The sequence below is a fragment of the Rhodococcus spongiicola genome, assembly GCF_004011835.1.
GTDB lineage: Bacteria > Actinomycetota > Actinomycetes > Mycobacteriales > Mycobacteriaceae > Prescottella > Prescottella spongiicola.
Genome location: NZ_RKLN01000001.1, coordinates 823511 through 835972, shown reverse-complemented (window position 1 = coordinate 835972; position 12462 = coordinate 823511). Strand labels below are relative to the sequence as shown.

12 protein-coding genes are annotated in these 12462 nt (G+C 64.7%); 10 read left to right on the top strand and 2 right to left on the bottom strand.

Annotated elements, in window-relative coordinates; genetic code table 11:
- Positions 1-340 precede the first annotated feature (340 nt).
- Genes EF834_RS03860 through EF834_RS03815 form a run of 10 tightly spaced genes read left to right on the top strand, consistent with a single transcriptional unit; the run spans position 341 to position 10457 of the window.
- The gene (locus EF834_RS03860; RefSeq protein WP_127945865.1) at positions 341-1105 is read left to right on the top strand and encodes an MlaE family ABC transporter permease; all 765 of its coding nucleotides are present in this window, start codon (positions 341-343) and stop codon (positions 1103-1105) included.
- A gap of 14 nt (positions 1106-1119) precedes the next feature.
- On the top strand, positions 1120-1971 hold the full coding sequence (locus EF834_RS03855) for an MlaE family ABC transporter permease (protein ID WP_127945864.1): 852 nt from the start codon (positions 1120-1122) through the stop codon (positions 1969-1971).
- Positions 1972-1983: 12 nt separating this feature from the next.
- Positions 1984-3162 (top strand): MCE family protein, encoded by a 1179-nt coding sequence (locus tag EF834_RS03850; RefSeq protein WP_127945863.1) that lies wholly within the window; start codon positions 1984-1986, stop codon positions 3160-3162.
- A gap of 2 nt (positions 3163-3164) precedes the next feature.
- Positions 3165-4190, top strand: a complete 1026-nt coding sequence (locus EF834_RS03845) for an MCE family protein (RefSeq protein WP_127945862.1) — start codon at positions 3165-3167, stop codon at positions 4188-4190.
- Positions 4191-4192: 2 nt separating this feature from the next.
- A complete protein-coding gene (locus EF834_RS03840; protein ID WP_127946063.1) occupies positions 4193-5239 on the top strand; it encodes an MCE family protein in 1047 nt (348 codons plus the stop codon).
- Entirely contained in the window at positions 5236-6531 is a 1296-nt protein-coding gene (locus tag EF834_RS03835) for an MCE family protein (protein ID WP_127945861.1), read from the top strand. The genes EF834_RS03840 and EF834_RS03835 overlap by 4 nt, the downstream gene beginning before the upstream one ends.
- Entirely contained in the window at positions 6528-7721 is a 1194-nt protein-coding gene (locus EF834_RS03830) for an MCE family protein (RefSeq protein ID WP_127945860.1), read from the top strand. The genes EF834_RS03835 and EF834_RS03830 overlap by 4 nt, the downstream gene beginning before the upstream one ends.
- On the top strand, positions 7718-9130 hold the full coding sequence (locus EF834_RS03825; RefSeq protein WP_127945859.1) for an MCE family protein: 1413 nt from the start codon (positions 7718-7720) through the stop codon (positions 9128-9130). Before EF834_RS03830 ends, EF834_RS03825 begins: the two co-directional genes overlap by 4 nt.
- Positions 9097-9948, top strand: a complete 852-nt coding sequence (locus tag EF834_RS18445) for a hypothetical protein (protein ID WP_235870976.1) — start codon at positions 9097-9099, stop codon at positions 9946-9948. Before EF834_RS03825 ends, EF834_RS18445 begins: the two co-directional genes overlap by 34 nt.
- Positions 9945-10457 (top strand): h domain protein, encoded by a 513-nt coding sequence (locus EF834_RS03815; RefSeq protein ID WP_127945858.1) that lies wholly within the window; start codon positions 9945-9947, stop codon positions 10455-10457. Before EF834_RS18445 ends, EF834_RS03815 begins: the two co-directional genes overlap by 4 nt.
- Before the next feature lie 135 nt (positions 10458-10592).
- Here the strand turns inward: EF834_RS03815 and EF834_RS03810 are convergent, their stop codons facing one another.
- The gene (locus EF834_RS03810) at positions 10593-12086 is read right to left on the bottom strand and encodes an alpha,alpha-trehalose-phosphate synthase (UDP-forming) (RefSeq protein WP_127946061.1); all 1494 of its coding nucleotides are present in this window, start codon (positions 12084-12086) and stop codon (positions 10593-10595) included.
- Positions 12087-12223: 137 nt separating this feature from the next.
- Complete coding sequence (locus tag EF834_RS18155; RefSeq protein ID WP_164873425.1) at positions 12224-12397, bottom strand: hypothetical protein; 174 nt, start codon at positions 12395-12397, stop codon at positions 12224-12226.
- Between the last annotated feature and the right edge of the window lie 65 nt (positions 12398-12462).

Sequence of the window (12462 nt, the reverse complement as noted above, 5' to 3'; positions counted from 1 at the left end):
TGGTCGTTGTGTGTGGCTAGCGTGCCCACAGCTCGACTGGACATGGTTTTCCCTGTTCAAGGTGGTCTTTTGCGTTCGGGTGTCGGGCGCTGTCCGGCCGAGGGGCGCTGGCGCGGCTGGCCCGCGGGGCACGCGGAACGTGCCGGCCGGGGCCGATGCGGATGAGGCCTGCCGACTACCCGGAAGCTTAGTTAGCCGAAGGTTTTGACAGGTGAACATGTTCTAGTTAGTATGAGCTGGATCACACAGAGTTTGTCCCGTTTCGGGTGCTTTGAGGGTGTTTTGTGTGGCTTTCGCCACGTATTGTGATCAATCGTGACGAGGATGGTGAGGAGGTAACGTGGTCGACCTCCTCGAGGTCCCACTGCGGGCCGCCGGCGGATTTTTCGCGATGTCGGCAGATACCCTGAGGGCCGTCTTTTCGCGTCCGTTCCAGCGACGCGAGTTCATCGATCAGGCGTGGTTCGTCGCTCGGGTCTCGATGGTTCCGACCGTGCTCGTGGCCATTCCGTTCACGGTCCTGGTGAGCTTCACGATCAACATTCTCCTGCGAGAGATCGGGGCGGCCGACCTCAGCGGCGCGGGTGCCGCGCTCGGAGCCGTTACGCAGGTCGGGCCGATCGTCACAGTTCTCATCGTTGCCGGAGCCGGGGCGACCGCGATTTGCGCCGATCTCGCCGCGCGCACCATTCGCGAGGAGATCGACGCGATGCGTGTGCTCGGCATCAACCCGATCCATCGGCTGGTCGTGCCGCGCGTCCTGGCGTCCACCGTCGTCGCCCTGTTGCTCAACGGCCTGGTCTGCACCATTGGCATCCTCGGCGGCTTCCTGTTTTCCGTGTACGTACAGGATGTGAACCCCGGTGCGTTCGTCAGCGGCATCACACTGCTCACCGGATTCGGTGAGTTGATGATCTCGATGCTCAAGGCCGGTCTGTTCGGAATGATCGCGGGCCTGATGGCCGCGTACCTCGGACTCAACGTCAAGGGCGGTGCCAAGGCCGTCGGCGACGCCGTCAACCAGACCGTCGTCTTCTCTTTCATGGCGCTATTCGTGGTCAACGTGCTCGTCACGGCCATCGGCATCAAGCTGACGGCCGGGTGAGCGGGGGTGAACTAATGGCTTTGGTCGCGTCAGGGCGATTCCTTCGTACTCGACGACGAGTCGCACGCGTATCTCGCTCGATTGATCAACTCGGTGAGCAGGCGCTTTTCTACTGGCGTGCCCTGATCTGGGCGCCCCGTGCGCTTGTCCACTACAAGAAGGAAGTGCTCCGGCTCGTCGCCGAGATCAGCATGGGCACGGGTGCACTCGCGGTCATCGGCGGCACCGTCGTCATCGTGGGCTTTCTGACGCTGTTCACCGGCGGCACCATCGCGGTCCAGGGCTACAGCTCACTCGGCAACATCGGCGTCGAGGCGCTCACCGGCTTCTTCGCGGCGTTCATCAACGTGCGTATCGCGGCACCGGTGATCGCCGGCATCGGCCTTGCCGCCACGATCGGCGCCGGTTCGACCGCGCAGCTCGGTGCCATGAGAGTGTCGGAAGAAGTGGACGCGCTCGAGTGCATGGCGATCCCGTCGATTCCGTATCTGGTCTCGACCCGCGTGATGGCCGGCATGATCGCGATCGTCCCGCTGTACTCGCTCGCGGTGATTGCGTCCTTCGTGGCCAGCCGGTTCGCGACGGTGTTCCTGTACAACCAGTCTCCCGGCGTCTACGACCACTACTTCTCGACGTTCCTGATACCGACGGACATCCTCTGGTCGTTCGCGCAGGCGATCGTCATGGCGTTGGCAGTCATGCTGATCCACACCTACTACGGGTACAACGCGAGCGGTGGTCCCGTGGGTGTCGGCGTGGCCGTCGGCAACGCCGTTCGTGCGTCGCTCATCGCCGTCGTGACCGTGACCCTGCTGATCTCGCTGGCGATCTACGGCCAGTCCGGCAACTTCAACCTGTCGGGTTAGAGCGGAGGGACCATGCCCGAAGCAAGGTGGAAGACGAAACTCGCCGCGACCGTGATGGTGTTCGGTCTCGTGGGGATCGTCGCGCTGTCGTTGACGATGTTCGTCGGCGGTTTCACGAAGAGTGAGCCGGTGACGGTGACCGCGCCCCGTTCGGGTCTGGTCATGGATCCCGACGCCAAAGTCAAGATGCGCGGCGTCGAAGTAGGCCGTGTGGCCGCCATCGACGAGATCGGCGGCCAGGCGCAGCTGCGGTTGGACATCGATCCGTCCCAGATGCATCTCATCCCGTCGAACTCGAGCGTCGAGATCAAGTCCACCACCGTGTTCGGCGCCAAGTACGTCAATTTCGTTGCGCCCGAAAACCCGTCGCGAACTGCGTTGCAGCCGGGTGCCGTGATCGACGCGGACAGTGTGACGGTCGAGTTCAACACGCTGTTCCAGCACCTGTCGGAGTTGCTGCAGCAGATCGAACCGGAGAAGCTCAACGCGACACTCGGAGCGATCTCGTCGGCGCTGAACGGTCGCGGCGACGATCTGGGCCAGCTTCTCTCCGAGTCCGACGCCTACCTGAAGACGATCAATCCGGTACTGCCCCAACTTCAGGCGGACCTGGAAAAGACGGCGATCGTGGCCAACCTCTACGCGGACGTCACACCTGACCTGATGGCCTTTCTCGACAATGCGACTGTGACCAGCGGCACCCTCGCCGACGAGCGGGACAACCTGCGAATGACGCTGGAGAACGTCGCCGCGTTGGCGAGGACCGGAAACCTGTTGCTCACCGACAACGAGGCGGATCTGACCCGATCGCTCGCGCTGCTCGAACCGACGACGGCCCTACTGGCCGGGTACTCGCCGAGCATCTCCTGCACCATCGTCGGGCTCAACAACGCTCGCCCCGCTGCCGAGGCGATCGAGGGCGGCAACCAGCCCGGCTTTGCGATGAGCGCGAGCTTCATCCCCGGATTCGAGCCGTACACCTACCCGGACAACCTTCCGGTGGTCAACGCCACCGGCGGACCCAACTGTTGGGGTCTGCCGGACCTCGATCCGAGGCGTGACGGCAACGCGCCGTTCGTGGTCGCGGATACGGCGATCGAGCCGTACGTGCCGTCGACCGGGGCTTCGCTGAACGTGCCCAAGCTGTTCCAGTGGCTGTACGGGGGCGTTGCGCCACAGGAGGGGCAGTAGTGATGCGTGCGACGACGGTGAAGTTCCTGACCTTCGCCACGGTGATGGTGGTGGTCTTCGCCGGTCTGGCAATCGTGTTCAGCCAGGCCCGGTTCAGTAGCAATGTCGGGTACCGCGCAGAGTTCACCGATGCCTCCGGTCTGAAGACCGGCGACAAGGTACGGATCGCCGGCGTCCCTGTCGGGTCCGTCAACGGTGTCGAGGTGGGCTCCGACAACCTCGCGCACGTGAGCTTCAACGTGGATACGAAATACCCCTTGCTGCAGAGCGTCCGGGCCACGGTCCGCTACGAGAACCTCGTCGGCGACCGGTATCTCGAGCTCCTGGAGGGAGCCGGGTCCGCTGAGACACTCGCCAAGGGCGGCACGATCCCCGAGTCGCAGACGGCGCCGGCGCTGGACCTCGATCTGTTGCTCGGCGGATTCAAACCACTGCTCCGCGGGCTGAGTGCAGATCAGGTCAACGATCTGACCGGCTCTCTGCTGCACGTCCTGCAGGGCCAGGGTGGCACCTTGGTGTCGTTGCTCGGCAGCACCAGCTCGTTCACCTCCGCACTCGCGGACCGGGACGAGCTGATCGGGGACGTCGTCGACAACCTGAACGCCACGTTGAAGACGATCAACGACAAGGGCGATCAGTTCTCGTCCACGATCGATCAGCTCCAACAGTTGGTCAGCGGATTGGCTCAGGACCGGGATCCGATCGGCGCAGCGATCCCTCGGATTGCCACGTCCACCAATGATCTGGCAGGGCTGCTCCAGGGTGCGCGCCCGGACCTGCAATCGACGATCGCCGAGGCGGGCAACCTCGCGACGAATCTGCAGAACGGCGAGGACGAAATCAACTGGGTGCTCGAACGATTGCCTGATGCGTACACGAAGTTGATCCGGACGGGCACCTACGGCGGCTTCTTCCAGTTCTACACCTGCGAGGTGGCATTCAAGTTCTCCGGACCCGACGGGCAGGAGTTGCGAGTGGACCTGCCGACTACTCCGGAGCAGACCACGGGAAGGTGTGAGATGCAGTGAGCATGCGCGAACGAAATCTCCTGCGGACCGGTGTCATCGGCGTGGCGGTCTCGGCGGCGCTGGTCCTGGCCGGCCTGCAGTACGACCGGTTGCCGTTCCTGTTCGGCGGCGTGCGCTACGAGGCGCTCTTCGAGGACGCGGGTGGTCTGCTACCCGGCGACTTCGTAACCGTCGCCGGTGTCAACGTCGGCAAGGTCGAGGACGTCGAACTCGACGGCAGCGCCGTGCGGGTGACCTTCTCCATGAACGAGGGGATCCGACTCGGCGACGACACCGGCGCCGACATCAAGACCAACACGATCCTCGGAAGAAAGTCGTTGCAGGTAACTCCCGAGGGATCCGACGTCATGCGGGTGGGGAGCACGATTCCCCTGGAGCGCACCAATTCCCCGTACTCGCTCAACGACGCCCTAGGGGATCTGACATCCACGGTGTCCGACTTGGACACGAACCAGCTGAACGACTCGCTCGACGCGATCTCCGAAACGTTGACCGACACACCGCCGGAGTTGCGGGCGGCACTCGACGGCGTCACCCGCCTGTCGGAGAGCATCAACTCGCGCGACGAGTCGCTGGAAGACCTTTTGGCAAGGGCCGAAGGGGTGACGGAGATCCTCGCGGACCGCAGCGACCAGATCAACGCCCTGATCCTCGACGGCAACTTGTTGCTCGGCGAACTCGATCGCCGGCGTAACGCGATCAGCGAGCTGATCACCAACGTCTCCGCCGTCTCCCAGCAGCTCACCGGTCTGGTGCAGGACAACGAGCAGCAGATGAAGCCCACGCTCGACAAGCTGAACGCCGTCGTTGCCAACCTGCAGGACAACAAGGACAACATCAACCGTGCCCTCGACGGGCTCGGCCCCTATGCGCGTTCGCTTGGCGAGGCCGTCGGCAGCGGCCCGTTCTTCATGGCTTACGTCGCGAACTTCAGTGTCGGCGCTCTGACCCAGACGTTCGTCGACCAGTTGGTGTGGCCCGAACACGTCCCGCAGGATCTCGAGCAGTTCCCGCCGGTGACGACCCAACTCCAGGATCCGAACCGATGAGCGACGACAAGAAGCAGACGAACCCGAGGAAGCGGTGGCTGATCGTCGGCGGTGCCGCCGCCGTTGCCCTCGCCGTGCTCGTTGCGGGCGTGGTCTACCTGTTCCCGGGTCTCGGGAAGACCACGATCACCGCCCACTTTCCCTCGACCACGGGTCTGTACGCCGGTGACGACGTCCGGGTACTCGGGGTAAAAGTCGGGACGATCGAGAGTATCGATCCGAACGGGACCGGTGCCACGGTGGTCATGAATGTCGACCGCTCCGTAGATGTTCCGGCCGACGCGAAGGCTGTGATCATTGCGCCCAGTCTCGTGGCGGCGCGGTTCATCCAGCTGACCCCGGTGTACACGGGTGGTCCGGCGATGGCCGACGGCGACGAGATCCCACTCGAGCGGACTGCTGTTCCGGTGGAGTGGGACGAAATCAAGGCCGAGCTGACGAGGTTGTCGAACGCACTCGGGCCGCAGGGCGCCGCGGATCAGGGTTCGCTCGGCAACTTCATCGACACCGTGGGTGACAACCTCGACGGCAACGGCGATGCCATGAGCGACACCCTGCGTGAGCTCTCCGACACGATGAATACGCTGTCGGACGGTCGGACAGACTTGTTCGGGACCGTTCGCAACCTGCAGCAGTTCGTATCGGCACTGGCGGCCAGCGAAGAGCAGATCGTGCAGTTCGGAGGAAGACTCCAGTCGGTGTCGTCGCTGCTCGCGGAGACCAGTGGCGAACTCGGAAGAGCGCTGCAGGACCTCGACGTCGCGATCGGCGAAGTGAACCGGTTCGTCACCGAGAACGAGGAATCGTTGAACGAGCAGGTCGGCCGTCTGGCCGACGTTACGTCCATTCTCGCCGAGAAGCGGCCGCAAATCGAGCTGGTGCTGCACATCGCGCCGAACGCACTGGCGAACTTCAACAACCTCTACAGTCCCAAGCAGGGTTCCCTGAACGGGGTGCTCGCGGCCAGCAATGCGCGGAACCCCATCACCATGATTTGTGGCCTGATTGCGGGACTCGAGACCAACGACTCGGATCGCTCAGCCGAGCTGTGCGCGCAGTACCTGGGTCCGGTCCTCAACTCGGTCGCCACGAACTACCCGGGCCTGCTGACCAATCCCGCGATCTCCCAGGCCGCCCGGCCCGAGCAGATCGCCTTCAGCCCGCCGAGCCTGGCAGGCGAGGTGTCCGCTCGGTCGGCGCCCACGACCTTCGCCGGGCCGCTGGCCGCGCTGCCGACGGTCTCGGTGCCGGCCGGTCTCGGGGCGCTACTCAATCCCGGAGGTGGGCGATGATCGAGCGCCGCAAACGCACCCGTGTGGCGGCGGCGTCCGCCATCGCCTTGACGTTGGCCGTGACCGGGTGCGAGTGGAACGGGCTGAATTCGGTGCCGTTGCCCGGCACCGAAGGCCGCGGGGAAGGGTCGTACAGCGTTCAGATTCAGATGCCGAATGTGACTACTTTGTCGCAGAATTCGCCGGTCCGGGTCAACGATGTCGCGGTCGGTGCGGTCACCGGCATCGAGGTGCAGGACTGGCACGCGCTCGTCACCGTGTCGCTGAACGAGGATGTGAATCTGCCGGCGAACGCGACCGCGAAGATCGGGCAGACCAGCCTGCTCGGATCCCAGCATCTCGAACTGGCGCCGCCGCTCGGTGTGGCACCGGAGGGCACCCTGAGAGACGGGGATGTGATCCCGCTCGATCGGGCGGGCGCGTATCCGACCACCGAGCAGACGCTGTCGTCGCTGTCGGTGGTAATCAACGGTGGAGGCCTCGCCCAGATCAACGACGTCACACGTGAGCTCAACGCGGCCCTGAACGGACGTGAGGACTCGATCCGCGATCTGCTCCCGCAGCTCGACCAACTCGTGGGCAGCCTCGACAGTCAGCGCGCCGAGATCATCTCCGCGATGGAGGGCATCGATCGACTCGCCGGAACTGTCAACGAGCAGACCGATACCCTGGCCCGGGCTCTGGACGATGTTCCGCCGGCGCTCGAGGTGCTCGTTGGGCAGCGACAGAACCTGACCGGCGCGCTCATCGCCCTCGGCGACCTCAGTGACACCGCCACGCGAGTGATCAACGAGAGCGGCGACGACCTGAAATCCAACCTCGCCTCGCTGTCTCCGATTCTGCGAGAACTGGCCGGTACCGGTGACGCGCTGACGGAAGTGCTGTCGCTGCTGCTCACCTTCCCATTCACGATGAAGACCATCGATCAGGTGTTCCAGGGCGACTACGCGAACCTGAACATGATGATCGACCTGACCAATCAGCGACTCGACGAGAACTTCCTGGCCGATACCGGTCTCGGCGTGACGCTCGGTGGCCTCGAGGGCGCGCTCGGCTCGATCGCGGGTGTCGCCGGGCAGGCGAACGATCCGCTCGGCATCCCCGAACCGAGTGGGCCCGACCTGATCCAGCCTGAGCCGACACCTGTTTCGGCAGAAAGCGATTCGCCCGGAGGAGCGCCGACGCCATGAACCTCTCGAAGTTCGTCCGTGTCCAGCTGGTGATCTTCTCGATCCTCACGGTGATCGGTCTGGTGGTGATGACCACCCAGTACGTGCAGGTGCCGGCAATGCTGGGGATCGGTCAGTACCGCGTGACCGTGCAGCTGCCGTCGACCGGGGGGCTGTACTCGAACGCCAACGTCGCGTTCCGTGGCACCAACGTCGGCAAGGTCGAAGATGTGGTGCTCACCGAGGACGGTGTGGACGCGACGCTGTCCATCAGCAGCGACTACCGCATCCCGGCGGATCTCGATGCGACAGTCAAGAGCGTGTCGGCGGTCGGTGAGCAGTACGTGGATCTGATCCCGCGCACCGACTCCGAACCGTTCCTGGCGAACGGTGACGTGATTCCGGTCGAAGACACCTCCGTTCCGCAGGACGTCGGCGAAATGCTTGATCAGGCAGACGTTCTGGTCCAGAGCATCTCGAATACCAAGTTGCGCATGGTCGTCGACGAGTCGTTCCGGGCGTTCAATGGCGCCGGTCCGGACCTGCAGCGGTTGATCGACTCGGCGCGCTTGTTCGTCCAGGAGGCGAACGACAACGTCGACGCGACGAAGACGCTTATCGAACAGGCCGAAGGGATCCTCGATACGCAGCTGGACACGAGCGATGCTATCCGTTCGTGGACCCGGGATCTCGTGACGTTCTCGGATCAGCTGCGTGCCAGCGATCCTCAGATCCGTGGTGTCCTGGAGACGGCCCCGGACGCGGGCACGCAGGCCACCGAGCTGTTCCAGGGTCTGCAGCCGACACTGCCGCTGCTGCTGGCCAACCTCGTGAGTGTCGGAGAGGTCACCACGATCTACCACAAGAGCATCGAGCAGGTGCTGGTGATCTACCCGCCGCTGGTGTCGGCTCTGGTGACAGCTGCGCTCAAGGGGCCGATCGACGACGGTGCGATCGTGAACTTCGCCCTCGAATTGAACGATCCGCCGCCGTGCACCACCGGCTTCCTCCCTCCGGACCAGTGGCGAGCCGCCAACGAGCGGACGGTTCCCGCCACCCCAACTGACCTGTTCTGCAAGGCGGCCCAGGACGATCCCAGCACGGTCCGCGGCGCGCGGAACTACCCGTGCATGGAGGTCCCGGGTAGGCGGGCACCCTCTCCGGAGGAGTGCCGCAGCGAAACGGGATACGTTCCGGAGGGCAACAACCCGCCCAGTGGGCCACCACAGGATCCGTCTGTACCCTCTTACACGACCGCGCCGGCTTCCTACGACGGGGAGTCCGTGCCGGCCACGGCCCGCCCCTACGACCCGACGACCGGTAAGTACACCGGACCGGACGGTCTGCTGTACTCGCAGCCTGGGTTGGCGGATGGAACACCGAGAGAGGACACGACGTGGCAGACGATGATGACACGTCAGCAGGACTGACACTCGACGGAAAAAAGCGCCCGTCACGTCGGCGAGCCAGCCGCAGTGCCGGGCCCGCGAACGGAGCCATTCCCTCGAAGCCTGTCGATGAAACACGAGTTCCCGGTATCGACGAGGGTGCCGAAGTCGCAGCGACGTCTGACACGGAGTCTTCGGCAGAGGAGTCGTCGCAGGAGGAGGCGCCGGCAAAGGAGCCGTCGGCAAAGGACGGCGAGACGGCGCCCACCACCGCCGAACCCGCTGCGGTCGAACAACCCGAGGCGGAGGGAGATTCCGGCGACCACGAGGCCACGCCCACCGCGGGGAGTGCACAGCGTGGTCGGCTGTTCGCCGCAATCGCGGCGGGGGTGACGCTCGTCGTCGCACTTGTCGGTGCCGGCAGTTGGCTGTTCGTCCAGCAGAATAATGCCATTGAGGCTGCCGTTGAGCGCAACGTGGTCGACGAGCGCCGAAACGCCGTCATGGAAGTCGCTCGCGAGACGGTGCTCAACTTGACGACGATCAAGCCGGAGACGGTCGAGCAAGACGTGGAGAGGATCCTCGCCGGCGCGAGCGGCGCGTTCGAGGCCGAGTTCGATGGTCGTGTGGACCCCTTCGTCAGTGTGGTGAAGGAGGCGGGTGTGACGACGGTCGGGACGATCCTGGAGACGGGAATCGAGAGCGAAGACGGCAACACCACAAAGGTTCTCGTGGCCGCGCGTGCAGACGTCAGCACCCCCAACGGCACCGAGGGCGGACCACGTGACTTCCGGATGAGGGTGACGGTCACCGACGACGGAGGAGTCATGACGGCATCGCAGGTGGAGTTCGTCCCATGATCGACAAGACGCGGACCAAGGTGCTGGTGGCAGTGGCCGGAGCGGTGGTTCTCGCGCTCGTCGTCGGCGTCGGGATCCTGTTCAAGGGGTATCTGGACGACCGCGCTATCGAGCGGGCCGATCGAGGTACCGAGCAGGCCCGTGTCGACGCGGTTCAGGCGGCGAGCAACCAGGCGACCGCAATGCTCTCCTACAACTACAACGACGTGGACGATCAGTTGGCGGCCGCGGCGGACGGGCTCACCGGGGACTTCAAGGACGACTACAACAAGCTGGTGCAAGAGACCATCGCGCCGGGGGCGAAGGAGGGAAAGATCACCGTCGAGGCCACAGTGCAGGCGGCTTCGATCGTCTCCGCAACCGCGGAGGAAGCGGTGGTGCTGCTGTTCGTCAATCAGATCACGACGAGCGATGCTTCTCCTGATGCGGCCACCACGGGCAGCCGAGTGCGCATGTACATGCACAAGGATGGCGATCGTTGGCTGACAGACAAGCTGACGCCGGTGTAGCTGCTCAGCGAACCGACCGAACCGAGACGGGCTCCCGCGCAAGGCGGGAGCCCGTCGTCGTCAGGTCGCAGTCGTGTGGTGAGAGTGTTGTCCGGTGGCAGGTCTATTCGGCGACAGGGCTGTTCGGTGGCAGGGCTATTCGCTGAGCTCGGCGTCGGAGGGCAGCAGTGCAGACCCGGCGACGCCATGCTTCGCGAGTGCGTCGAGGAAGGATCGGGCCCAGCGGTCGACATCGTGCGCCAAGACCTGGCGGCGCAAGGCACGCATGTGGCGTCGGCCGTCCTCGCGCTTCTGGTGGAGCGCCGCCTCCATCTTGTCCTTGACGTCGTCGAGGTCGTGCGGGTTGCACAGGAAAGCCTGGCGGAGTTCCGCTGCCGCGCCTGTGAATTCGCTCAGTAGGAGAGCGCCACCGAGGTCGCTGCGGCAGGCCACGTACTCCTTGGCGACCAGGTTCATGCCGTCACGCAGCGGCGTCACCAGCATGAGGTCGGCGGCGACGAAGAACGCGATCAGCTCGTCGCGGTCGATGGGACGGTGGATGTAGTGCACGACCGGCCGGCCGACCTGGGCGTACTCTCCGTTGATGCGGCTGACGGTCTGTTCGATCGAGCCGCGCATCTGCACGTAGCTGTCGACCCGCTCGCGGCTCGGGGTCGCGAGCTGAACCATGACCGTGTCGGCGGGGTCGATGCGACCCTCCTCGAGAAGTTCGTACAGAGCGTCGAGCCGGACATCGATGCCCTTGGTGTAGTCGAGGCGGTCGACGCCCAACATTATGTACTTGGGGCCACCGAGCTCCTTGCGGATTTGCTTGGCGCGGTGGCGAATCGACCTGCGTCGCGATATCTCGTCGAGCTGGCCCGAGTCGATCGAGATGGGGAACGCGCCGACGCGGACTGTGCGGAACCCGACCTGCACGACGCCCAGCTTGGACCGGACTCCGACGGCCCCGCGGGAGGTCTGCTGCCCCGCGAGGCGGCGCGCGAGATACATGAAGTTCTGTGCGCCACCTGGGAGATGGAAGCCGATGAGGTCGGCCCCGAGCAGCCCCTCGACGATCTCGCGCCGCCACGGCATCTGCATGAAGAGCTCGACCGGGGGGAACGGGATGTGCAGGAAGAAGCCGATGGTCAGGTCGGGGCGCAGCATCCGCAGCATCTTCGGTACCAGCTGCAGCTGATAGTCCTGAATCCACACCGTGGCGCCCTCGGCCGACGCCGCGGATGTGGCCTCAGCGAAGCGACGGTTGACCTCGACGTACGCGTTCCACCATTCGCGCCGGTACTCCGGCTTGACGATCACGTCGTGGTACAGCGGCCACAGGGTGGCGTTGGAGAAGCCCTCGTAGTAGTCGGCGACTTCCTGCGCGCTCAGCCGTACGGGGTAGAGGTCGAGACCCTCCTCGACGATCGGGTCGAGATCGACGTCGGCGACACCGGGCCAGCCCACCCAGGCGCCCTGGTTGCTTCGCAGGATCGGCTCCAGAGCGGTGACGAGTCCGCCGGGGCTGCGTTTCCAGCGAGTCGTGCCGTCGGGCAGCTTTTCGAGATCGACCGGGAGCCGGTTCGCGACGACGACGAACTTGGATCCGGTGCGACCCGCGTTGTCGGCTTCGGCAGGTCTTTCCAGAGATACGGAACCCTCGGAACTCGTCGTCGATCCCGAGGGTGCAGTCACCGGATTTCCCGCTCCTTCTGTTTTGTCTGTGTTATGTGTTTGCTTGTGCTGTGTCGTGTTTCGGACGCTGCCGTTCTAGAGAGTCGGGGTCAGTCGCTCTTAGGGTTCGGACCGATACCGAGCATCGAGAGCAGCATCCGGCATTCGTCGGCGTCGGCGGCGTAAGCAGCGACGACGCGCTGGGCCTGCCGGGCGGTCTCGTCGGCTACGGGCTCGAGGTCCTCATCCGCGATGTCGTTCTCGGTGGTCGTCTTCGCGGCCATCTTGTTCCTTCCGGGCTTGCTGGGACTTCTCCGCAGGCGGTTCTGACTGCGACTCTATGAGAACG

Bases quoted from the DNA above. Each gene is read 5' to 3' on its own strand.
- EF834_RS03855 (WP_127945864.1), top strand. From the start codon at position 1,120: ATGGCTTTGGTCGCGTCAGGGCGATTCCTTCGTACTCGACGACGAGTC.
- EF834_RS03850 (WP_127945863.1), top strand. From the start codon at position 1,984: ATGCCCGAAGCAAGGTGGAAGACGAAACTCGCCGCGACCGTGATGGTG.
- EF834_RS03845 (WP_127945862.1), top strand. From the start codon at position 3,165: ATGCGTGCGACGACGGTGAAGTTCCTGACCTTCGCCACGGTGATGGTG.
- EF834_RS03840 (WP_127946063.1), top strand. From the start codon at position 4,193: ATGCGCGAACGAAATCTCCTGCGGACCGGTGTCATCGGCGTGGCGGTC.
- EF834_RS03835 (WP_127945861.1), top strand. From the start codon at position 5,236: ATGAGCGACGACAAGAAGCAGACGAACCCGAGGAAGCGGTGGCTGATC.
- EF834_RS03830 (WP_127945860.1), top strand. From the start codon at position 6,528: ATGATCGAGCGCCGCAAACGCACCCGTGTGGCGGCGGCGTCCGCCATC.
- EF834_RS03825 (WP_127945859.1), top strand. From the start codon at position 7,718: ATGAACCTCTCGAAGTTCGTCCGTGTCCAGCTGGTGATCTTCTCGATC.
- EF834_RS03815 (WP_127945858.1), top strand. From the start codon at position 9,945: ATGATCGACAAGACGCGGACCAAGGTGCTGGTGGCAGTGGCCGGAGCG.
- EF834_RS18155 (WP_164873425.1), bottom strand. From the start codon at position 12,397: ATGGCCGCGAAGACGACCACCGAGAACGACATCGCGGATGAGGACCTC.